Origin of the sequence: Massilia sp. DJPM01 (genome assembly GCF_030348125.1) — a bacterium.
GTDB lineage: Bacteria > Pseudomonadota > Gammaproteobacteria > Burkholderiales > Burkholderiaceae_D > Telluria_A > Telluria_A frigida.
The window spans coordinates 256399-279669 of sequence record NZ_JAQOZV010000001.1 but is presented as its reverse complement, the minus strand read 5'-3'; the positions used below and the strand labels follow the sequence as shown (position 1 = coordinate 279669).

Annotated in this window: 15 protein-coding genes and 1 pseudogene; 8 read left to right on the top strand and 8 right to left on the bottom strand. The window is 64.6% G+C overall.

Features of this window, described 5'->3' with window-relative positions:
• The first annotated feature begins 7 nt into the window (after positions 1 to 7).
• Positions 8 to 445 carry an inner membrane protein YiaA gene (yiaA, locus tag PO883_RS01190; protein ID WP_289308145.1) on the top strand — a complete coding sequence of 146 codons (438 nt, stop codon included), beginning with the start codon at positions 8 to 10 and terminating at the stop codon, positions 443 to 445.
• A 38-nt stretch (positions 446 to 483) separates the two neighbouring features.
• On the opposite strand, the gene pepN is transcribed toward yiaA, so the two are convergent.
• On the bottom strand, positions 484 to 3120 hold the full coding sequence (pepN, locus tag PO883_RS01185) for an aminopeptidase N (protein ID WP_289308144.1): 2637 nt from the start codon (positions 3118 to 3120) through the stop codon (positions 484 to 486).
• Between the two features lie 137 nt (positions 3121 to 3257).
• On the opposite strand from pepN, the gene clpB reads away from it, so the two are divergent.
• On the top strand, positions 3258 to 5840 hold the full coding sequence (gene clpB / locus PO883_RS01180; RefSeq protein WP_289308143.1) for an ATP-dependent chaperone ClpB: 2583 nt from the start codon (positions 3258 to 3260) through the stop codon (positions 5838 to 5840).
• A gap of 62 nt (positions 5841 to 5902) precedes the next feature.
• Here the strand turns inward: clpB and PO883_RS01175 are convergent, their stop codons facing one another.
• On the bottom strand, positions 5903 to 6949 hold the full coding sequence (locus PO883_RS01175) for an NF038122 family metalloprotease (RefSeq protein ID WP_289308142.1): 1047 nt from the start codon (positions 6947 to 6949) through the stop codon (positions 5903 to 5905).
• 340 nt (positions 6950 to 7289) lie between these two features.
• Positions 7290 to 7826, bottom strand: coding sequence for a response regulator (locus tag PO883_RS01170; protein ID WP_289308141.1), 537 nt, complete (start codon positions 7824 to 7826; stop codon positions 7290 to 7292).
• Positions 7827 to 7850: 24 nt separating this feature from the next.
• Between PO883_RS01170 and PO883_RS01165 the strand changes: the two genes are divergently transcribed.
• On the top strand, positions 7851 to 9083 hold the full coding sequence (locus PO883_RS01165; protein ID WP_289308140.1) for a hypothetical protein: 1233 nt from the start codon (positions 7851 to 7853) through the stop codon (positions 9081 to 9083).
• A gap of 347 nt (positions 9084 to 9430) precedes the next feature.
• Here the strand turns inward: PO883_RS01165 and PO883_RS01160 are convergent.
• Positions 9431 to 11844 (bottom strand): annotated as a pseudogene (locus tag PO883_RS01160) (catalase).
• Positions 11845 to 12026: 182 nt separating this feature from the next.
• Here PO883_RS01160 and PO883_RS01155 point away from each other — a divergent pair.
• A complete protein-coding gene (locus PO883_RS01155) occupies positions 12027 to 12995 on the top strand; it encodes a questin oxidase family protein (RefSeq protein WP_289308139.1) in 969 nt (322 codons plus the stop codon).
• A 66-nt stretch (positions 12996 to 13061) separates the two neighbouring features.
• On the opposite strand, the gene PO883_RS01150 is transcribed toward PO883_RS01155, so the two are convergent.
• On the bottom strand, positions 13062 to 14327 hold the full coding sequence (locus PO883_RS01150) for a hypothetical protein (protein ID WP_289308138.1): 1266 nt from the start codon (positions 14325 to 14327) through the stop codon (positions 13062 to 13064).
• Between the two features lie 90 nt (positions 14328 to 14417).
• Positions 14418 to 15209 carry a helix-turn-helix transcriptional regulator gene (locus PO883_RS01145; protein ID WP_289308137.1) on the bottom strand — a complete coding sequence of 264 codons (792 nt, stop codon included), beginning with the start codon at positions 15207 to 15209 and terminating at the stop codon, positions 14418 to 14420.
• A 101-nt stretch (positions 15210 to 15310) separates the two neighbouring features.
• Here PO883_RS01145 and PO883_RS01140 point away from each other — a divergent pair, with 101 nt between their 5' ends.
• Together PO883_RS01140 and rraA are read left to right on the top strand one after the other, a co-directional pair.
• A complete protein-coding gene (locus tag PO883_RS01140) occupies positions 15311 to 16519 on the top strand; it encodes an MFS transporter (RefSeq protein ID WP_289308136.1) in 1209 nt (402 codons plus the stop codon).
• Positions 16520 to 17468: 949 nt separating this feature from the next.
• Entirely contained in the window at positions 17469 to 17963 is a 495-nt protein-coding gene (gene rraA / locus PO883_RS01135) for a ribonuclease E activity regulator RraA (protein ID WP_289308135.1), read from the top strand.
• Between the two features lie 66 nt (positions 17964 to 18029).
• Here the strand turns inward: rraA and PO883_RS01130 are convergent, their stop codons facing one another.
• Positions 18030 to 18620 carry a hypothetical protein gene (locus PO883_RS01130; RefSeq protein ID WP_167084770.1) on the bottom strand — a complete coding sequence of 197 codons (591 nt, stop codon included), beginning with the start codon at positions 18618 to 18620 and terminating at the stop codon, positions 18030 to 18032.
• A 21-nt stretch (positions 18621 to 18641) separates the two neighbouring features.
• Positions 18642 to 19718: a cache and HAMP domain-containing protein gene (locus tag PO883_RS01125; RefSeq protein ID WP_289308134.1), complete on the bottom strand. Its 1077-nt coding sequence runs from the start codon at positions 19716 to 19718 to the stop codon at positions 18642 to 18644.
• A 715-nt stretch (positions 19719 to 20433) separates the two neighbouring features.
• Between PO883_RS01125 and aceA the strand changes: the two genes are divergently transcribed.
• Together aceA and rlmJ are read left to right on the top strand one after the other, a co-directional pair.
• The gene (aceA, locus tag PO883_RS01120) at positions 20434 to 21732 is read left to right on the top strand and encodes an isocitrate lyase (RefSeq protein WP_054267231.1); all 1299 of its coding nucleotides are present in this window, start codon (positions 20434 to 20436) and stop codon (positions 21730 to 21732) included.
• 237 nt (positions 21733 to 21969) lie between these two features.
• Entirely contained in the window at positions 21970 to 23250 is a 1281-nt protein-coding gene (gene rlmJ / locus PO883_RS01115) for a 23S rRNA (adenine(2030)-N(6))-methyltransferase RlmJ (RefSeq protein WP_289308133.1), read from the top strand.
• Positions 23251 to 23271: the final 21 nt, after the last annotated feature.

Below are 23271 nucleotides of genomic sequence, written 5' to 3'. Positions count from 1 at the left end.
GAATTGAATGTCCAAGCAACTGCCGCAACGTCCTACCGGTGCCTTTATCGGCGCGTCCTGGGCGGCCCTGTTCGTCGGCGCCGGTACCTTCCTCATCGGACTGTGGAACTCGACGATGCAGCTCAATGAGCGCGGCTATTACTTCACCCTGCTGATGTACGGGCTGTTCGCCGCCGTGTCGCTGCAAAAATCGGTGCGCGACCGCCTCGAAGGCGTGAAGGTCACGGGCATTTACTTTGCGCTGTGCTGGGTGTCCTTGCTGCTGTCGGTGCTGCTGCTGACGGTGGGCTTGTGGAATGCCACGCTGGCGCAGAGCGAGAAGGGCTTCTATGCGATGTCCTTCGTCCTGAGCCTGTTCGCCGCGGTGGCCGTGCAAAAGAACGTGCGCGACGTCGCGCTGTCGGAAGACACGAAAGACGTGTACTTCGATTCCGACAAACAGTAAAACCACGCCGGGCCGCGTAGCGCGGCCCGGCAGCCGCATCACTGCTGCGGGAACTTCATCGCCTTCCTGACCGCCAGGCAGCGCCGCTCGTTTTCATGCTGGTCGCGCAGCGCGCGCAGGGTCCCTTCCGACAATCCCTTCAACTGCCTGCCGGCCTTTGCCAGGCGCTCGACGCTGGCCGGCGTGCAGTCCTTGGGGATCAGCGTTGCGGCCCAGGTGCGCATGTAGACCGGGCCGGCCGCCTTGTCGAGCGCCGGTAGCTGGCGCAGGCGCTGCGCCGCGCTCATTTCGCTCAGGGCCCGCTGCGCCGGCGGATACAGGTTTTCCATGGCCGTGCGCACGCGCGAAAACGGCAGCGCCGTTTTCAGGTCCATGATCGTGGCCAGCCATTCCTGCTTGACGGCGGCATCGGGCCGGATCACGGCGGCGCGCAGCGCGGCCGCCTGGCCGGTATCGGAATTGTCGCGCGCCTGTTCGGCGGCGAGCAAGGCCCCGCTGCCGGCATAACCGGCGCGGCTGAGCGCTTCGACGATTTTCCAGCGCAGGTCCTGGTCCAGCGGCACGCCGTCGAGCACGGTGCTGCCGTCCAGGACCGATACCAGCCGCTGCTGCGCTTGCGCGGTGGTGGCGGCGTCCAGGTAGGCGTTGATCCAGCGGTGCGTGAAGTTGGCGTTGCCCTTGCTGGCCAATACGCCGCTCCAGGTCATCTCTTCCAGCGCGGCGATGGTCTTTTGCGCGTAGCGCGGCGGCGCGTGCATCACGTCGATATAGTATTTGGCGCCCGCCACCTTGGTCAGCACATCGCCGAGCAGGTTGTAGTTCTTTTCGAGCGGCGCATTGCTTAGTGCCGTCTGGATGAAGCTTTCCAGCGGCAGTTCGCCATCGCGCACGCCGTCCCACAGGCTTTGCCACATCATCGCGCGCAGCAGCGGCTCCTCGATGGCGCCCAGCTGGCTGCTGGCCGTTGCAAACGAGCGCTTGTCCAGCTTGACCTTGACGTAGCCCCAGTCCTGGTAGTTCGGATACACCAGGTCGGGGCAGGCGCTGCCCACCAGCGCCGGCACCGCTGTCACGGCGCCGCTGTAGGTGACCGGCACGGTCTTGCCGGGAACGAGCTTGCCGCCATCGAGAATGAAGGTCGCGACCTGCACGCGCTGCTCGCGCAGGGTCGGCAGCGCTGCCGTGGCGCCCTGGCGCAAGGTGAAGCTGGCGACCTTGCCGGCCTGGCAGCGGTACTCGGCCGCCAGCGTGTTCACGCCGGCCTTGTACAGCCATTGCCTGGTCCACGGCTTGAGGTCGCGCCCGGCGGCGTCGCCCAGGCTGCCGATGAAGTCATCGAGCTGCGCGTTCTTGTACTGGTACTTCACGAGGTAATTGTGCACGCCCTTGCGGAACACTTCCTCGCCCAGCAAATGGCGCAGCTGCTTGAGGGTCGACGCGCCTTTCGAGTAGGTGATCGCATCGATGTTGTCGAACGCGTTTGCGCTCGACGCCACCGGCACCTCGATCGGGTGCGTGGCCGGGCTCTGGTCCTGCACATAGGCTTCCTGCTTGCCTTCGGAATAGAAGGTTTGCCAGGCGCCGGTGAACTCGGTCGATTCGGCCGTCGCCATGGTGGCCATGAAGGAGGCGAAGCTTTCGTTGAGCCACAGGCCATTCCACCATTTCATGGTCACCAGGTCGCCGAACCACTGGTGCGCCATTTCGTGCAGGATCACTTCGGCCAGGCTTTCGCGCTGGGCGTCGGTCATGGCCGCCTTGTACAGGAAGCCGTCTTCGGCGAAGGTCACCGCCGCCGCGTTTTCCATGGCGCCGTACAGGAAGTCCGGCACCATCAGCTGGTCGTACTTTTCAAACTGGTAGGGAATGCCGAAGTAATTGTCGAAGTAGGCCAGACCCTGTTTGGTGTACTTGAACCAGTCGGCGGGCGACACCTGCGCGGCTACCGACTGGCGTGCGAACAGGCGCATCGGATACGGGCCGCTGTTGTCTTCCCAGACCTTGTACGGTCCCGCGTGCATCGAAAAATTGTAGGCGCTCAGCTGTTTGGTGGCCGGGAAGGTCCAGCGCCGCGTGGCGCCGCGCTCCTCGATGGCGCTTTCGCGCCTGGTGGAGACCACCTGCCAGTCGGCCGGCGCGGTCACGGTCAGTTGATAAGTCGCTTTCAGGTCGGGCTGGTCGAACAGGGCAAACATCTGGCTCGCCGCCGCCGGCTCGAAATGCGAGTAGGTGTAGACCTTGCCGTCGACCGAGTCGAGCATGCGGTGCAGCCCTTCGCCATTGGTGCTGTGGGCGCGCTGGTAGCTCACCGCGATGCTGTTGCGGCCCGCCTTGAGGTGGCGCGCTGCAATCGTGATGTAGGCCTTGTTGTACTGGGGCGCTAGCGTCACGCCGTTGACGCTGAGGGCGGTGATGCTGGCCTTGTCCAGGTCGACGGTAATGGGTGCGCGCGCATCGGTCAGGTCGAACTGCAGGGTGCTGCTGCCGCTGAAGGACTCCTGGCCGCTCAGCGTAAAGTCGAGCACATACGCGACATTGGCGATGCGCTTCGAGCGCGCCGCCGCGTCGGCCTCGGTGAGCGCGTCGGCACGCACGGGCGCCGGCGCCGGGGCGGCGGTACAGGCGGCGCTGGCCAGGAGGAGGGCGCCGAGGGCGCGCAAGCGAGGAATAGACAAGGCGGCACCTCAATATAAGTTTCAAGATCGCAAGAGTATCACGGGCAATCGCCTCGATCGGCTTGCGTGCCTTGAAAAAGGCGCGCGCGGCCCAATCTTTCAATCAAGTTAATCGCACTTTTTTGTGGAGCTCGACCATGCGCCAAGACAAAATGACCACCAAACTGCAGGAAGCGCTGTCCGATGCGCAAAGCCTCGCGGTGGGCAATGACAATCAGTATATCGAACCGGTCCACCTGCTGTCGGCCCTGTTGAACCAGGACGACGGCGCCGCGCGCTCGCTGCTGCAGCGCGCCGGCGTGAACGTGGGCAGCCTGACCACGGCCCTGCGCAGTTCCCTGGAGCGCCTGCCCAAGGTGTCCGGCAACGGCGGCCAGGTGCAGGCGGGGCGCGAGTTCGTGGGCGTGCTCAATCTGGCCGACAAGGAAGCGCAGAAGCGCGGCGACCAGTTCCTGTCCAGCGAAATGGTGCTGCTGGCGCTGACCGAAGACAAGTCCGACGCCGGTACCCTGGCGCGCGAAAGCGGCCTGACTCGCAAGGCCCTGGAGACCGCGATCCAGGCCGTGCGCGGCGGCGAGGGCGTGAAGTCGGCCGACGCCGAAGGCCAGCGCGAATCGCTGAAAAAATATACGCTCGACCTGACCGAGCGCGCCCGCCTCGGCAAGCTCGATCCGGTGATCGGGCGCGATGATGAAATCCGGCGCGCGATCCAGGTGCTGCAGCGCCGCACCAAGAACAACCCGGTGCTGATCGGCGAGCCTGGCGTGGGCAAGACCGCCATCGTCGAAGGCCTGGCGCAGCGCATCATCAATGGCGAGGTGCCCGATTCGCTCAAGGGCAAGCGCGTGCTCTCGCTCGACATGGCGGCCCTGCTGGCGGGCGCCAAGTACCGCGGCGAGTTCGAGGAACGCCTCAAGTCGGTGCTCAAGGAACTGGCGCAGGACGAGGGCCAGACCATCGTCTTCATCGACGAAATGCACACGATGGTCGGCGCCGGCAAGGCCGAAGGCGCCATGGATGCGGGCAATATGCTCAAACCCGCGCTGGCGCGCGGCGAACTGCATTGCGTCGGCGCGACCACGCTCGACGAATACCGCAAGTACATCGAGAAGGATGCCGCGCTGGAGCGCCGCTTCCAGAAGATCATCGTGGACGAGCCGAGCGTGGAAGCGACCATTGCCATCCTGCGCGGCCTGCAAGACAAATACGAGCTGCATCACAAGGTGGAGATCACCGACGCGGCCATCATCGCGGCGGCCGAACTGTCGCACCGCTACATCACCGACCGCTTCCTGCCCGACAAGGCGATCGACCTGATCGACGAAGCGGCCTCGAAGATCAAGATCGAGATCGATTCCAAGCCGGAGGTGATGGACAAGCTGGAACGCCGCATCATCCAGCTGAAAATCGAACGCGAAGCGGTCAAGAAGGAAAAGGACGAGGCCTCGCGCAAGCGGCTTGACCTGATCGACGAGGAAATCGTGCGCCTGGAACGCGAGTACAACGATTTCGAGGAAATCCTCAAGTCCGAGAAGGCCATCGTGCAGGGCACCACGCACATCAAGGAAGAAATCGAGCGTGTGCGCCTGCAGATGGAAGAAGCGACGCGCAGCAGCAACTGGCAGAAAGTGTCGGAGCTCCAGTACGGCAAGCTGCCCGAACTCGAAGCGCAGTTGAAGCACGCCGAAGCCGATACCACGCGCGCCGCCGAAAATGCCAAGCCGAAGCTGCTGCGCACCCAGGTCGGCGCCGAGGAAATCGCCGAAGTGGTCTCGCGCGCGACCGGCATTCCGGTCTCGCGCATGATGCAGGGCGAGCGTGACAAGCTGCTGCACATCGAAGAAAAGCTGCACGAGCGCGTGGTGGGGCAGGACGAGGCGATTGTCGCCGTGTCCGACGCGATCCGGCGTTCGCGCGCCGGCCTGTCGGACCCGAACCGCCCGTACGGCTCCTTCATGTTCCTCGGCCCCACGGGGGTCGGCAAGACCGAGTTGTGCAAGGCGCTGGCGGGCTTCCTGTTCGATACCGAGGAGTCGATGATCCGCATCGACATGAGTGAATTCATGGAGAAGCATTCGGTGGCCCGCCTGATCGGCGCGCCGCCCGGCTACGTGGGTTACGACGAAGGCGGCTACCTGACCGAAGCCGTGCGGCGCAAGCCGTACAGCGTGATCCTGCTCGATGAAGTCGAAAAGGCGCACAGCGATGTCTTCAACGTGCTGCTGCAAGTGCTCGACGATGGCCGCATGACCGATGGCCAGGGACGCACGGTGGACTTCAAGAACACGGTGATCGTGATGACCTCGAACCTGGGATCGCACAAGATCCAGTCGATGGACAGCGACGATCCGGGCGTGGTCAAGCTGGCGGTGATGGCCGAGGTGCGCTCGCACTTCCGGCCGGAGTTCATCAACCGGATCGACGAGATCGTGGTGTTCCATGCGCTCGACGAGAAGAACATCGGCGCCATCGCCAAGATCCAGCTCAAGCACCTGGAACAGCGCCTGGCGAAGATGGAGATGACGCTCGATGTCTCGGAAGAAGCCTTGCAGAAGATCGCCGAGGCGGGCTACGACCCGGTGTATGGCGCGCGGCCGCTCAAGCGGGCCATCCAGCAGCAGATCGAAAATCCGCTGTCGAAGCTGATTTTGTCGGGACGCTTCGGACCCAAGGACCAGATCCCGGTGCGGGTCAGGAACGGCAGCCTGAGCTTCGAGTAAGCAGGCGGCGGGTAGTCAAACAGGCGCGGGCGGGCAGGCAGCCCGTCCGCGCCTGTTGTGGATCAACGCTTGCGGCGCACGCCGACCAGGCCTGCCAGGCCAAGCATGAAGAGCGCAATCGCGCCCGGCTCGGGAACCACGTTCCAGCCGATCACGTCAAAATACTGCACGTCCAGCGGCGACAGGCCGAGCTTTTCGCCACGGCCGGCGGTCGGGTCGAGCAGGCCCAGATGCATGTCGTCCTGCCAGTGGCTGGCTTGCTGGCCATCGCCATAGGTCGAGCCGGTGGAGAAGGTCGCCAGGGTGTTCTGGCACTTATCGAGCGAGAAGTACTTGGTGCGCGTGTCGGCCGACCAGTCCAGGTCCGCCGCCTTTTTCTTGCTGTGGTCCGAGCAGCGATACAGGTCGCCTGGGGAAATGTAGGTGAACTCGGCGTCGGCATAGTCGCCGTCGCGGTTGTAGTCGAGCACGTCGACGCCGCTGATGAAGCCGAGCGCGTGGCCGATTTCGTGCGCGGCCACGCCGATGAAGTCGAAGGCCTTGCCGTCGACGCCATTGCTCGGATCGAAGTCCCAGCTGAACAGGCTGCTGAAATTGATTTCGCCGTCGGAGATGTCATCCTTGGCGTCGGCCAGGCCGAGCGCGCGCGCGTTGGCGCGGGTCATGCGGATGTTGCTGTTGTTGTCATCGCAGTTATCGTCCAGGAAGGGCGTGGCGCTGCCGATGCCCGACGGGTTGGTGCCGGTGCCGTTCATGATCACGTTCAGGCAGCTGCTTTTCGACAGGTTGGCCACGGCGGTCTTGTCGCTGATGCTCCAGGCGTCCTTGGCGAGTGCCTTGCGGTAGCCGTCGTAGCTGAACAGTTCCTGGGTCGAGCCGGTCGAACCGAGCACGCCCGGATCGAGCGCCATGAAGCCGATGTTCAGGTTGACCTGTACGTTGTCATGCAACACATTGGTCCAGCGCGCGGCAGCGGCCTGGAAGCCGGCCAGCGCCAGCGGATCCATGCCGGGCGCGGGCGTGAAGTTGATGACGAGTGCCTGGGCCGAGCCCGCGTATGCGCACAGGAGGACCGGCGCGATCTTCAGTAGACGTTTTAAAGTTTTCATTTCCGCTTTTCAAGGTGTCGCTGATTGGAATCAGACTATTAATATATTTTTCATCACGCTTCATGCTGAGCAGCATTGCATGGATGAGTTACTCTCAAAAACGTATGCTAGAGAGCAAGTTTCGTGCCAGAATGTTAAGCCCTTGTTACTAAAGATTAAATTTTTCCAGAGGCGGGATTTGACAGTTCGACTGTAAAGATTTCCGACAGTCAAGGAGGGTAGTGGCAGGGTGGGTGAGCCGGACAGGACGGCTGGCCCGGAATGCAAAAACCGCCCTTCCCGCAGTAGCAGGAAGGACGGTTTTCGGTCGGGGCAAGGCCCCCGGTCTAGCGCTGGGGAATCAGCCGCGGCCCTGGCGCATGAAGCGCTGGATGTGGTCAATCATCACGGTATCCGAATACGGCTTGCCAAGCAACACATCGACGCCGGCATCGGCGGCCTTGGTCTGGTAGCTTTCTTCGGCACTGATCATGATCACGGGGATGTGCGCCGTCAGCGGGTTCTCGCGCACGTGGCGGGTCAGCTCAAAGCCGTTCATGCCGGGCATTTCAACGTCGGTGATCAGCACGTCGGGCATGCGCTCGGCGATCTGTTTCATCGCATCGAGACCATCTTCCGCCATCGCCACCTGAAACTGATTGTTGACCAGCAAGCGGTTGGTTTTCACGCGCACGACCTTGGAGTCGTCCGCGATCATGACCACCGTGTCGGCAGCGGCTTTCGGCTCGATCACGCGGGCCGGGGCGGCCGGGGCGGCTGGAGCGACTGGAGCGGCAGCTTGCTGGCGGGCCGCTTCTTCCTCGGCCAGGCGTGCTGCGGCGCTGCGCTGCGCGTCCGCCTGCGCTGCCTGTTCGGCAGCGAGCCGTAGCGCTTCCACACGGGCAGCCTGTTCGGCTTCCGCTTGTGCCGCCTGCGCGGCTGCAATACGTTGCGCCTCGATGCGTTCGGCTGCGATGCGCGCGGCTTGTTCGGCGGCGACGCGTTCCGCTTCAAGGCGGGCGGCTTGTTCGGCGGCAATGCGTTCCGCTTCCGCCTTGGCGGCCTGTTCTGCTTGCAGGCGTGCCGCCTCGGCCTCGGCGCGGCGCTGTGCTTCGATGCGCGCGGCCTCTTCGGCGGCAAGACGGTCGGCTTCGATGCGTTTGGCTTCTTCAGCGGCAAGACGGTCGGCTTCAATGCGTTCGGCTTCTTCGGCGGCAAGACGCTCGGCTTCGCGGCGCGCCGCATCGTCGGCGGCAATGCGGTCAGCTTCGCGCTGGGCCGCTTCAATCGCGGCGCTGCGTTCGGCTTCCAGCTGGGCGGCATGTGCATCGGCCAGGCGCTTCGCTTCCAGCTGCGCGGCGTGCTCGTCGGCGATGCGCTGCGCTTCCAGTTGGGCGGCGTGCTCGTCGGCGATGCGTTTTGCTTCCAGCTGCGCGGCCTGTTCATCGGCAAGGCGTTGCGCTTCCTGGCGCGCCGCTTCCTCGGCGGCTTGACGTTCCGATTCCAGGCGCGCAGCGTCGGCAGCGGCAATGCGTTCGGCTTCCAGACGGGCCGCTTCGGCGGCGGCAATGCGCTCGGCTTCCAGACGCGCGGCTTCGGCGGCGGCGCTGCGTTCGGCTTCCAGCCGGGCCGCTTCGGCAGCGGCAACACGCTCGGCTTCCAGGCGCGCCGCTTCGGCTGCGGCGATGCGCTCGACCTCGACACGGGCCGCCTCGGCGGCAGCGATGCGTTCGCCTTCGATGCGTTCGGCTTCGATCACCGCAAGACGCTCGGCCTCACGGCGCGCATTTTCCTCGGCAATGGCAAGGCGCTCCAGGTCGAGGCGGGCGGCCTCGATCACCGCTTCGAGGCGTTGCGCTTCGGCGTCTGCGGCACGCTGCTCCGCTTCGCCTGCCAGGCGTTCTTCTTCCAGCGCGGCCAGGCGGTCCAGTTTTGCCTGTTCCTCCGCGGCGCGCGCGGCGACGGCGGCGAGGCGTTCCGCTTCCAACCGTTGCGCGTCCTCGGCGGCTTCCTTTTCAGCCTGGAGGCGGGCAAATTCCTTGGCCTGGCCGGTATCCTCGAGCATGGTCGGTTCATCACGCTGTTGCAGCGCTTTGATTTCGCGTTCGCGCAACATGTGGACGACGACACGGTAGGCCACGTAGAGGAGCACTAAGATCAAAACGCCAATGCCGACATTTGTTTCGTAACTTGAAGTAAACACGCGAACAGCTCTCCGTCGTTACCTTTTTTCAAGGCAATTGGTTAATAAAAGGCGATCTTGGTTGTAGGCAACAATGATACACCGGCGCGCGGCAGAACACGAAGGATGGTTGTAAGCATTCGTGTGTTCTTGTTCTGCAACAGGCCGGCGGGGAGTCTGATAAACGGTGATTTGGTATTGGTTTTTGCTACTTCTTCAGTGCTTTTTACATAGTGTATGCACAAAGCGCATATCACGCCACCATTTTGCGCCGTACAAAAAAGCCGGCGCGTAGCCGGCTTTACCACACACGCTGTCGCTTACACGGTTGGCGGATCGGTTTCGCGCGCAAAAGTGCGGTGCCCTGCGAGGGCTGTCTTGAAGCGCTGGAGCGCTTGCGCCGCCAGGCTGGCGCTGGCGTGGACAATGCCGGGATCGTCGCTGCCGTCCGGCAAGGTTTGCGGGATCGCGGCCTGGGCCAGCACGGCGGCGCCCGTGCCGATGGCAAGGATCGGCTTGCCGTGGCGGTACTGCTCGCGCACGAAGTCGATCACGCGCGGGTCGCGTCCGAGCGCGATGGCGCCATCGTCCCCTGCCGGCAGCACCATCGCGTCGTACACCACCGAGGGGCTGGCTTCGACGGTGATTTCCACATGCAGGGGCTGGCCGTCGAGCGAACCGACCTGGCCGAGCCGCTGGCCTACCAGGCGCGGCACGGCGCCATCTTCCAGCAGGGCGGTATAGATGGCGCGCGCCAATGCGCCGTCCGTGCCGGAGGCGACCAGGATGGCCACCTGGCGCGTGCGGATGCCGGCCACGCCCGGACGGCTGAGCAGGGAGAGGGCGGGCGAGGGCGCATACGCCGGCAGCGGCAGGGTGGTGGCCAGCGGCAGCGGCGGCGGCACGGCGATGCCCAGGCCCGCCGCCACGGCGCGCGCCAGGGCCGCATCGACATTGACCAGGCCGGCCACCATGCGTATCCGGATCGCCAGCGTTTCCACGCGCGTCAGCTCGAAGCGGAAGGCGTCGATGATATGGGCTTGCTCGGGCGCGCTCTGGCTGATCCAGAACAGGCGCGCTTGCGAATAGTGGTCGGCGAACAGTTCGGGCTTGCCGCGCAGCTTGTTGCCGATCACCGCGTCGGGCATGCTCACAAAACCGGCGCGGCCACCTGGAAGGGGCAGCCGCCCGCCAGCGAGTTCGGCTCGTAATTGACCCGGCCGCGGTTGATCGTTTGCCGGTGAACGCCTTCGCGCTGGTTGTTGTGCACCTCGGCCAGCGGCGCGTTGATGGGGATTTCGTGGAAGTTGGGGCCGCCCAGGCGCGTGATCTGGGTATCCGGATAGGAATGGTTGCGGCCTTGCAGGATCGGGTCGTTGCTGAAGTCGATGGCGGGAATAATGTGCTGCGTGCAAAATGCCACTTGTTCGGTCTCGGCAAAGAAATTGTCCGGGTTGCGGTTCAGGACCAGTTTGCCAACCGGGAACACCGGGACCAATTCCTCGGGGATCAGCTTGGTCGGGTCGAGGATGTCGAAGGGGAAGGTGGCGGCTTCCTCTTCGGTGAACACTTGCAGGCCCAGTTCGTACTCGGGGAAGTTGCCGGCCTCGATAGCTTGCCACAGGTCGCGCCGGTGGTAGTCGGCATCGACGCCGCGCAGCTTGAACGCCTCGTCCCACACCAGCGAGTGGGTGCCCTGCAGCGGGGTCCAGTGGAATTTGCACAGGCGTACGTCGCCCTTGGCGTTGATGAGCTTGAAGGTGTGCACGCCGAAGCCTTGCATCATGCGGTAGCTGCGCGGGATGGCGCGGTCGGACATGATCCACATGAGCATGTGGGTGATTTCGGGGCTGAGCGAGGCGAAATCCCAGAAGGTGTCGTGCGCGCTGGACGCTTGCGGCATGCCGTGGTGCGGTTCGGGCTTGATGGCGTGGGCCACATCGGGGAACTTCATCGGGTCCTGGATGAAGAACACCGGGATGTTGTTGGCCACCAGGTCCCAGTTGCCTTCGTCGCTGTAGAACTTGACGGCAAAGCCGCGCACGTCGCGCGCCGTGTCGGGCGAGCCGCGCTCGCCGGTGGCGGTGGAGAACCGCACGAACACCGGGGTACGCTTGCCCGCATGGGCGAAGGGGGCGGCGCGCGTGAGCTGGCACAGGTCCTGGCAGGATTCGAAGTAGCCGTGCGCGGCCGAACCGCGCGCGTGCACCACCCGTTCCGGGATGCGCTCGTGGCCGAAGTGGGTGATTTTTTCGCGCATGACGAAGTCTTCCAGGGCGATCGGGCCGCGCAGGCCGGTCTTGAGCGAGTCCTGGTTGCTCGACACCGGAACGGCCTGGTTGGTGGTCAGGCGCTGTTCGGTATCGTCGGCGCGCACCCGGTCCAGCGAACTGTTCAGGGCGTTGTCGCCCAGATGCGCGGTGCCGGCGCCGACCTTGGGCGAGGCGACGTTGTCGGTGCTGGTGCTGGCCGTGGCCAGCGGGGTCGACGCCGCATACGCTTCGCCGCTGTGGGGCGTGCGCGCCGCAGCGCCGTATTCGAGCGCTTTGGTGGCGTTGAAGGGCCGCTCATCGGCCAGGTCCGCTTGGCCGCCGGCTTTGTCGAGCAAGCGCTCCGCAGTGGGATTGGTGCTGCCCAGGCTGCCGGGCAGGGTCGGGTCCGAGGGACCCGCGACGGTGCTGAAGATGGAACCTGCGCCGTCGGTGGACGGTCCGTTTTTTTTACGTGTGACCATGGATTTCCTCTTTGAAAGAGTGGGGCCGTCGCCCCTGGCCTGTCGAGTTTGCATCGCTGCCGCTGCGCGGGATTGATCGCCAGCAGGCGATGCGGCGCGGGAGATCAGGGCGCTTTCATGGCGTGCGCGGGATGGCGGCCGGTGGTAGTCTGTCGGGCTGGTGGATCACGTGGAGAACTTGCATGACGATATTGTCGGATACTTGCCGCGACTTGCTGAGGCGCAGCCGGCGCTACGGGCCGCTGTATGGCGAGCGGCTCGCCAATCACTTGCCGATGACGCTGATCGCGCTCGAGCGCATGGGCGCGCCGGCCGACGCCATGCAACGCGCGTTCGACGTCAATGCGCGCCGCCTGGAGGCGCAGGATGGCGATATCGGCGCGGTGGCGGATGCGCTTGCGTGGCTGGGCAAGGGACGCAACGCCGGCGGCCTCGAGCGCTTTTTCCAGGAGAGCGTGCGCCGCGACGGCCTCGACGCCGTATTGCGCGGCTGGGTGCCACGGCTGTTGCCGGGCGTGTCGGCGTCGGCGTTTCATTGCCTGATCCGGCTTGCGTACGCCATCGATGCCGATGACCTGGACGAAACTTGCGCCGCGCTGGCCTACTGGGTCATGGAATACGTGACCCTGGATCTGGCGCCGGACCAGGTGGACGAGGCGCCGGCCACCATCGCGGCGCGCCTGGCCCGTGCGGTGGCCGGCCATGCGCCGTGGGATGGCATCATCATCGACCACATGCGCCAGGCGGCACGCCATCCCGCCGTGGCCGGCACGGCGATCCAGCCGGCCACGCTCGACCTGCGCCAGGTGGCGCTGTTTGCGCTTGGCGCCTACCATGCGCAGGAAAATTTCACGCTCTTGCACACTGTCACGGCTTGCCATGCTTTCCGGGTAGTGGCGCCGTACGCGGGCGACCCACGGCAGGCGCTGCGCTATCTGTGGGAAGCGGTGGTAGTCGCGAGCCTGACAGTCGAGCCTGCACCTGGGGGCACGCCCGCGCCCGCTGCGGGGATTGACTGGCAAGCGTGCATGGCGCAAGCTGCGCGGGCCACCGATGCGCACGTCGTCAAGTTGTGCTATTCGGCCTGGTGCGAGTCGCTTGTCTATGGCGACCCGCGCTACCTGGCGATTGCGGCGCGCAAGCTCGCGTGACTGGCGCCGACTTGAGCGGCTTTGTCAGCTGCCGGAACCCGGCGCTGCGTTCGCCGGCGGCCCGGCTCAACGCGCGATGATGTCGCCCACCAGGTCGCCTTTGAGCACCAGGGTCGAGCGTCCGTCATCGCCCAGCAGGAACACGCCGCGTCCGTTTGAGTACAGGATCTGTCCAGCCGGTGTGATGTCGTAGGACGCCACATTGCTCGCCAGCACGCGATCATCGCCCGAGCGGTTGCGCTGTACCAGTTGCCAGCTGGCCGGTACCAGCGAGGGCACGCCGGCCACCATGTTTTCGCTGCGCAGGGCTTTCTCGGCATCGATGCGCTTGCCCTTGAGGATGATGGCCTTCACGTCGGCCTGGGCCGCTGGTCCGCTGGCGCCGGTGAGCGGCTTGCGGCTGTACATGATCGAGAAGAAATTCAGGTAGTGGAACACCGCGCGCAGCAGGCGGAACGGGAACAGTAGGGTATCGAGCAGGATATTGCCGCTGCTGTATTGCGGCACCTCGTACGGACGGCGGATGAACAGCAGTTCGCCCGTGCTTGTTACGCGCGGATGCAGGAAGTCGGTGTTGGCCTCGTCCAGTACCGTGTCCAGCTTGCCCGAGCGCAGGTCCAGCTTCTGGATGGTGCTGTGGCCGAGCGCAACGATCATGCCCTGGCCGTCGCGCGCCAGTCCGGCCGACTGGTAGACGATGGTGTCTTCGTCGCACCAGGCCGGCGCCGAATCGGCCGTGTCGCCGCCGGTCAGCTCGCGCAGCTTGTTGCCCTGTACGTCGAGCGTGGCGATATTGGTGATGCTGTCCTTGGACGAGGAGGTGCAGACCAGTATGCCGGTGTCGCGGTTCAGGTTCAGGTCGCTCAAATCGAGATGCTGGCGGTGCACGATGCGCGTTTCCACGCCCGTCTCCAGGTTGAGGGAAAACAGGCCGCCGATGCCCGCGTCGCTCAGGAAATACAGGATGGCCTGATGCTGGTCGAACTGGGCCGAGGTATAGCGGATGCCATTGGCGGCGTCGCCGAACTGCTTCATCTGGCCGTAGGCGCCCACTTCGAAGCTGGTGTTTTTCTTCCACGAATTGCGCTCGTTGCTGCGCGCCAGGCGGTCTTCGATCTCCTGGATGTAGGGGCTGTGCAACTGGCGCAGCGCGCCGCCGTCGGGCTGGTAGAACAGCTTGCCGTTCGAGATGTACGCCACCCCGATGCCGGACAGGTTGGCCGAGCCGGCGGCGCTCGCGGTGCCGGCCGCAGGCTCTTTCGGCGCATCCGTCACGCGGTAGAACAGGACGACCAGGCAGACGAGCAGCGCAAAACCGATAAGTAAAACCACCAGAGAACTCCTAAAATTGGGGACGACAGGGAAGCGCCCACTATACGTGCTTAATACTGATCAGAAATACACTATTTGTCACGGCGCCGTTCAGCGCGGGTTATCGTCGGCAAAAAAAGCGCTCGGCGAGCTGCCGAAGGTTTTCTTGAACATCGCCGAAAAGGCCGACTGGCTGGCGTAGCCAAGTTCCCCGGCCACCTGCGAGAGCGGCATGCCGCGCGCGATCAGGGGCGCGGCGTGGGCCAGGCGCACCTGCTGGCGCCAGTGGCCGAAGCGCATCCCCAGCTCGCGCTCGAACAGGCGGGTCAGGGTGCGCTCGGAGGCGCCGACCTGGGCCGCCCACTGGCCCAGGGTCAGCTGGCAGGACGGGTCCGCGATCAGGGCCGCGCACAGGGCGCCCAGGCGTTTGTCCCGGGGCAGGGGCACGCGCATGGGACGCGTCGCCGAGCCGGGCAATTCGTCGAGGATCAGCTCGGCCAGCAAGTGCTCGCGCGGCCCCGGGCCGGCCTGCCCGAGCGCGATGATCAGCTCGCGCAGCAGCACCGACACGGTCAGCACCCGGCATTCGTCGCCCTCGAACGGCGCGCGCGCGGCCAGGATGCACAGCGGGCGCAGGCGCGCCGTTTCGAGCACGTGGATGGCGTGCTCGACATTGGGCGCAATCCAGATCGCGCGCAGGGGCGGCACGATCCAGCTGCTGCCGGGCGTGGTCACGCGCAGCACCCCGCTCAGGGCGAAGGTCAGCTGGCCCCAGCGATGCTGGTGCGGGGCCAGCCACTGGGTGACGTCGAGGTCGCGCGCCAGGGCGCGCACCGGGCGCGCCAGCGTCGGTTCGAGTCCGGCCGGCTGCCAGCGGGTATGGGTCAGGATGGTCAGGGTCATGCGCATGCGATTGGCGGATTTGCGACAAAGTATGGCTTCCTGTCTCAAAACTGTCGACGGTTTTTTACTTACACTGGAGTTTGCTCATTCAAGGATGCTTCATGAACACACCTACCCTGCGCGAGGATGCGCGCGTCATCGGACTTGTTTCCCTGGCTCACGGCGTATCGCACTTTTATCACCTGATCCTGGCGGCCCTGTTTCCGTGGCTGAAACCCGCCTTCGATCTGTCGTACGCCCAGCTCGGCTTGCTGATGACCGTGTTCTTCGTCGTCTCCGGCGTCGGCCAGGCCTTGTCCGGCTTCGTGGTGGACCGGGGCGGCGCGCGCCGGGTCCTGTTTTGCGGGCTGGCGCTGCTCGGCACGGCGGCCCTGGTGCTGGCCGGGGCGCACACCTATGCCATGCTGGCGGCCGGTTCCATGCTGGCCGGCCTGGGCAATGCCGTATTCCATCCGGCCGACTACACCTTGCTGAACCAGCGCGTCAGCCGCGCCCGCATCGCCCACGCCTTTTCGCTGCACGGCATCAGCGGCAACCTGGGCTGGGCGGCCGCGCCCGCGTTTTTGGCCGGCATCGCCGCGCTGGCCGGCTGGCGCGTGGCGCTGCTGTCCGCGTCCGCCATTCCCTTCGCCACGCTGGCGCTGCTGTTCGCCCAGCGCGCCCATCTGCATGCCGATCCGGCTCCGGTGCAGGCGGCCGGGGTGGCGCAGGATAGTTCGTTCGCCTTCATGAAGCTGCCGGCTGTCTGGATGAGCTTCGGCTTCTTTTTCCTGACCGCCATCGCGTTGGGCGGCATCCAGAGCTTTTCCTCGGCCAGCCTGGTAGCGCTGTACGGCATTTCGCTGGCATCGGCCACCACCGCTTACACCGCCTACATGCTGGCCTCGGCCGGCGGCATGGTGCTGGGCGGCTTTTTGGCCGCGCGCGCCCAGCGCCACGACCGCACAATCGCCCTGTCCTTCATCTGCGCCGCGCTGATGGCGCTGCTGGTCGGCGCGGCCGTGGTGCCGGGCTGGATGGCGGTGGTGCTGATGGGCGGCATCGGCCTGGCGGCCGGCGTGGCGGGTCCCTCGCGCGATTTACTGATCCGCGCCGCGGCGCCGAAGAACGCGACCGGACGCGTGTTCGGCATCGTCTATTCGGGCCTCGACAGTGGCCTGGCGCTCGGCCCGCTCCTGTTCGGCACCATGATGGATGGCGGCCACCCGGCCTGGGTATTCGGCTGCATCGCCCTGTTCCAGGTGCTGGCGATCGGCACCGCCCTGACCGTCGGCGGCAGCAGCCGCGCGCCGCAGCTCAAGCAGGCCTGAGGCGGCGGGGTGCAGGCGCTCTGCCGGAAGCAGGGCGTAGCGCACCCGGTACGGCTTGAAGCCGAGGATGGTCTTGAAGCGCCGCAAGCCCTCGGACGCGCCGAACCAGGTGTCGTACATGGCGTAGCGCAGGCCGCGTTCGGCGATCAGCAGGCTGACGATTTCGACGATCATGAAGTGCATGATGCCGTCATTGTTGCGGTAGCCGAGCAGGCGCGAGAACAACGCAAAATTGCCGTAGATACCCAGCTCGCAATACGCCATCAGCTTGCCGGACTTGTCGAGCACGCCGTAATAGCGGTAGTGCGCGTGGTCGGTGTAGTGCGCGCTGCGGTCCTGGTAGCTGGCGGCCATGGGCCGGCCCTGGCGCTCGGGCATTGACTGGTTGATGGCATGGATGTCGTCGGCGTAGCGGTTGCGCTCGATGCTGGCGAAGCGGTAGCCGCGCGCCTGGGCGCGGCGCGCGAAATGGCCGCCCCAGTTGCGTGCGCCGATCGATGCGCGGTATTCCGCGGGCGTGCCGAACTGGTCAATGTCGACCAGGGCCGCGCCAATGGTCTTGTGGCCGATGATGCGGTAGCGCGGGTGGCGCCGTGTGAAGTTGCGGTAGGCGGCGCTCACCTCGGCGGGCGCCAGGGCCGCGTCGAACTGCAGGTGGGCGTGCGGTAATTTGGCGATGGCGGTGACGATGTCCCACAGGCGCCGGAGCTGTGACAGCGTGCTGAGCATGCATGCCCCCTTGTCGAGAAAGAGGGGTCGATTATCGCGCCGCGGCGCTTGCCCGTCTGTCCTGTTTGCAGCGCGCTTGTGGCACATCACGCGCGCCGCGAATGCCTTGCCGGGACGGGAACCGGAACGCCGCCGCCACGGTCGAAGCCACGTCAGCAGAGCGTGGCGCGCCGATGGCTTAAAATCGTTCTCATTTCCACTCTTTTGCGAGCGAACCGACATGACTTTTACCACCACCGACCTGTGCGACGACCACCCCGAACTGCTGGAAGACGGCCGCCTGGCCGTGCTGCCGCCCCTGTTTACGCAGTACGGGCGGCACGTGCGCTTTTGCGGCAGCGTCACCACCCTCAGGGTGTTCGAAGACAATGCCCTGGTGCGCGCCACCCTCGAAGCGCCGGGCAACGGCAATGTGCTGGTCATCGATGGCGGCGCCAGCCTGCGCCGCGCGCTGGTCGGCGGCCAACTGGCGCTGCTGGCGCAGAACAATGGCTGGAGCGGGATCGTGGTCGATGGCTGCGTGCGCGACAGCGACGAAATCAATGCCTGCGCCATCGGCGTGCGCGCGCTCGCTACCCATCCGCGCAAAAGCAGCAAGCTGGGCGCGGGCGAACGCAATGTGCGCATCTGCGTCAGCGGGGTGGCGGTGCGGCCGGGGGATTGGTTGTATGCCGATGCCGATGGCATCGTGGTGGCGCAGCAGAAGCTGGCCTGAGGCGGGCGCGAAGGAGGAGCGCAACGACACTGCGCGCGGCGGCTTGGCCGCCGCGCGCAGGCTTGCTTAGAACGCGGGCATGTCGAGCGCCTTGGCGACGTCGATCTTGAACTTGGCGGCCTGGTCCTCGTTCGGAATTTCCTTGGACAGGGCCATGACCACGGCGCGCACATCGGTGGCGCCATCGAAATGGTCGCTGCAGACGATTTCCGCCATCGGTCCGACATATTTCACCAGGCACTTTTGCAAGGTGGTCTTGATGTCGGCCGTGAGGCCGGGCGTGGCGGCAGGACGCGGCGCGGCGGCGGCAGGGCGCGCTGCTGCACCGCCCAGTACGCCGCTGCCAGGCAAGTCGTCCAGGGTACCGTCGAGGTAGCCCAGCACGATCTCGGTCGGCCAGTCCAGTCCGTCAGCATTGACGATGCCGGCCTTGTCCAGGGTCAGGCGCGCATTCTGCATGGTGCGCATGATCGCCAGCCCATCGCGGCCGCGGCGGCCGCGGCACAGGATGAAGACGATCTTGCCGCCTTGCAGGTGGACCTGGGCCATGCGGTTGTCGTCGCTGATCAGCAACGCCGTCCCGGTGACCCGTTGCGAGCAAAAGCTGGCGATCTGGTCGACCACATCGATAAACGGAATGAAATCCGACTGTGACATATTAGTAACCCCTCATCCGTATCAAACCTTCTTACGCAGGCGATCCATTGCCAGCTGGATGCTGACGCCGAGACGATCAATGGCACGGGCCAGCGAGCCGATTTCATCGCCGCGGGCCGTTTGCGGGATATTGACTTGCAGTTCGCCGTTGCTGAGCTGACGGGCAATCGCGGTCAGTTCGTTGATCGGGCTGGTCAGTGCCTTGCCGAGGAAAATCGCCACGCCGATGACCAGCGCCATGGTGACGGCGATCAAGATGCGCGCTTCGCGTTCCATTTTGTTCATCGTTGCGAATGCTTCATCGTAATCTTGTTCGATCAGCAAAGTCCAGCCCTGTGGCAGTTTGCGCATGAAACCGATCACTTTGCGATCTTCCGAGGTGTACACGGTCGGGGCATCGGCGATGCCGGCCACCTTGAGCGCCGGGTAGGCACTGAAATCTTGCAGCGCGGTACGCACCTTGGAGGCATCGCCGTGGGCGATCACCTTGTGGCTGGCGTCGAGCAGGATGGCGCGGCCGGTTTCGCCGATGCGGGTATCGGTCACGATCTTGGAAATGTCGGTCAGGTACATCGACATGGCCAGCACGCCGACCAGGGCGGCGTCGGCATTGCGGATCGGGGTGGCCAGGATCAGCGCCGGCTTGCCGCTGGTCTTGCCGATCACGACCTGGCGGCCCACTGGCTGGCCCTTGATCACTTGCTGGAAGTAGCCGCGGTCGCCGTACGGGGTCAGGGCGCCGCCGTCATTGCGGCCGACGTTGGTGCCGTCCGGCAAGATCGTAAACATCAGGTACGACCATTCGTAGGTCGCGCCGGTGGTGGTCAGGATCGGATTTTGCAGCTCGGCCTTCATCGAGATCATGTCTTTCAGGCGGGTGGTCTGGGCCATCGCGCGCAGGTTGGTGTCATCCCAGGCGTTGATGCCGGTGGCGACCGTGTTCATGGTCGAGACCAGGTTGGTCGACACATTCTCGGTCAACTCGCGCTGCGCCGCGCGGTTGCCCATATACCACAGCGTGCAGAGCGGAATGAGCGTGACCGCGAGCAAGGTAATGAGTACTTTGTGAAAAATATTAAGATTAAATTTTGAGTTCATGAGGTGCATTCGTAATGTAGGTCTGCTTGACGTGGCAGATCGTCCAGCGCATCGGACATCAAGATACCGATGGCTGGGCCGGCACTCAACAGGGTGCCGGACTTTTTATATTTGGCAACCATCTCGCTCGTTCTGCCGTGCGGCGAGATCGATATTGCGGAGGTATTGCTTGGTAGGATTGCACTGTCTGCCATGGTCCGCGCCGCAATCTGTTGGGAGAGGTGGGGGCGGATGACGACAGCAGTGATGCAGGGTTGCCCGTAAGCACATTATTATACCGGGCTTTACGAAAGACATGTGTTTTAGGCGGATTCTCGTTGTTTTTCGTGAGAATTGCCCGTGCGTGTGTCTTTGCTGCAACACTCTGGCGCCCGCTTGTTGGTGTCGCGGAAACTCGTGGCGCGCGTCGCGTAGCGCGCCGCCTGGCGCGCCACTTGGCGCGGCGCCCATCGCGGGCGTCCACAGCCCGGCGATTTCATCAGGCGCGCATGCCATTTCACAATGCAAAACGGTGCCGCAATAAAGCGCCCTCGACCGCTTCCATTTAGAGAAATTTCATTTCGTATCGCGGGATGTGATTTTCAAGCCATTGATTTTAAACGAATTTAATTTAGTTATATGTCTTATATAAGAGTGTTGTTGCAGCGCGCAAAACGGGCTATGATTTGTCCAAGGCATTTCGTTTCTTAACTCGGCTTTCAATTAGGAGAACACCATGGCAACTCGTGAACAGCAAGTAGCAGACCTGCAAAAAGATTGGGACACCAACCCACGCTGGAAGGGTGTGGTACGTAACTACACTGCAGCCGACGTGGTGCGTCTGCGCGGCTCGCTCAAGATCGAGCACACCCTGGCCAAGCGCGGCGCGGAAAAATTGTGGGATTTGGTGAATAACGAGCCTTTCGTCAATGCGCTCGGCGCCATGACCGGCAACCAGGCCATGCAGCAGGTCAAGGCTGGCCTGAAAGCCATCTACCTGTCCGGCTGGCAAGTCGCAGGCGACGCCAACGTCGCTGGCGAAATGTATCCCGACCAATCGCTGTATCCGGCCAACTCGGTGCCGCTGGTCGTGCGCCGCATCAACAACACCTTCCAGCGCGCCGACCAGATCCAGTGGTCCGAAGGCAAGGATGACATTGATTACTTCGCACCGATCATCGCCGATGCGGAAGCCGGTTTCGGCGGCGTCCTGAACGCCTACGAACTGATGAAGTCGATGATCGACGCGGGCGCCGCCGGCGTGCACTTCGAAGATCAGCTGGCGTCGGTCAAGAAATGCGGCCACATGGGCGGCAAAGTGCTGGTGCCAACCCGTGAAGCGGTCGAAAAGCTGACCGCGGCACGCCTGGCAGCCGACGTGATGGGCACCTCGACCCTGGTGATCGCCCGTACCGATGCCGAAGCGGCCGACCTGCTGACGTCCGACGTGGATGACAACGACCGCGAATTCTGCACCGGCGAGCGCACCGTCGAAGGTTTCTACAAAGTCCGTCCGGGCATCGAGCAAGCCATTTCGCGCGCCATTGCCTACGCGCCGTTCGCCGACCTGGTCTGGTGCGAAACCGGCAAGCCGGACCTGGCCTTCGCCAAGCAGTTCGCCGACGCCGTGCACGCCAAGTTCCCAGGCAAGATGCTCGCTTACAACTGCTCGCCATCGTTCAACTGGAAAAAGAACCTGGACGATGCCACCATTGCCAAGTTCCAGAAAGAACTCGGCGCCATGGGTTACAAGTTCCAGTTCATCACCCTGGCCGGCTTCCATGCCCTGAACTACGGCATGTTCAACCTGGCGCACGGCTATGCGCGGCGCCAGATGTCGGCCTTCGTGGAACTGCAGGAAGCCGAATTCGCCGCCGCCGACAAGGGCTTCACGGCCGTCAAGCACCAGCGCGAAGTCGGTACCGGCTATTTTGACGCCGTCACCCAGACCATCCAGCAAAACCAGAGCTCGACCACCGCGCTGCATGGTTCGACCGAAGATGAACAATTCTTCGACGAAAAGAAAGTAGCTTAAACGCTATTGATCCGCGGCGCTTCCACAAGGGGCGCCGCCAGCGGGATGGCCTGGAGACGGGCCATCCCGCGCCCCCACGGGTGGAAACGCACAGCGCCTTCCCCCTTGTCCGCCCCTGCTCCAGGGTGCGCGGCCAAGGGGGAGGGCGTTGTGCATTTACGCGCTTTTTGCGTCCGCACCGTCTTTATAGAGGATAATGGCGGCTCAGATCCCCCTTTTTTATGGAATACCCAAGCTATGTTGAGCTACCGCCACGCCTTTCACGCGGGTAATCACGCCGACGTCCTGAAGCATTTCGTGCAGATTCAGCTGCACGAGTACATGAATCAGAAAGACACGGCCTACACCTATATCGACACCCACTCCGGTGCCGGCGTGTATGCGCTCGATGGCGGTTACGCGTCCAAGAACGCCGAATACGAAACCGGCATCGGCCCGCTGTGGGAGCGCAATGACTTGCCCAAGCCACTGGCCGACTACGTCAAGCTGATCAAGGAACTCAATCCGAGCGGCAAGATGCGCTATTACCCGGGTTCGCCGTACTGCGCCGACAAGGTCATGCGCGAGCACGACAAGCTGCGCCTGTTCGAGCTGCATCCGGCCGACAGCAAGATCCTGGCCGATAATTTCCGCAAGGTCGAAGCGCACGCGGCAGCGCAGGGTGAGCGCCCGAGCGCGCGCGGCCGCCGTGTGCTGATCGAACGCGGCGACGGTTTCCACGCCCTCAAGACCCTGCTGCCGCCGCCATCGCGCCGCGCGCTGGTCCTGATCGACCCGCCGTACGAAGACAAGCAGGATTACCGCAAGGTGCGCGACGCGCTCGACGATGCGCTGGTGCGTTTCCCGTCCGGCATCTACGCGATCTGGTATCCGGTATTGCAGCGCATGGAATCGCGCCAGTTCGCCGACAAGCTCAAACGCCTGGCGGCCAAGGAATGGCTGAACGTCACGCTGACCATCACCACCCCGGGTCCGGATGGCTTCGGGCTGCACAGCAGCGGCATGTTCATCATCAACCCGCCGTACACCCTGGAGCCGACCTTGCGCCAGGTCATGCCTTACCTGGTGCAAGTGCTGGGCAAGAATGCCGATGCCACCTACGTGATCGAAAAAGGCACCCAGGTGACCGGTACCGCCAGCGCCCGCACCGGCGCCAACGGGGCTGTGCGCATGCCGGTCGGTAACGCCCGCAAGGCCAGTCCGACCGCCGGTACAGGTAGCCTGCGCCTGCCCGGGCAAGCGCCTGCCGGCACCCCCGGCCAGGCTGGCGGTGCGCCGCGTGCGCCGGCCGTCAAGCGCCCTGGCGCAGGTTCGGCCGGCTCTGCAGTCGGCCTGGCCGGCAAGAGCGGCCGCCCTGCCGGCGCTGCCACCGGCGTGGCCGGCAAGAGCGGCCGCCCTGCCGGCGCTGCCACCGGCCTGGCCGGCAAGAGCGGCCGCCCTGCCGGCGCTGCCACCGGCGTGGCCGGCAAGAGCGCCCGTCCCACCGGCCCGCGCAACAGCGGTCCGCGCCGTCCCTAGGCGTGGCGCCGTAGTATAGTC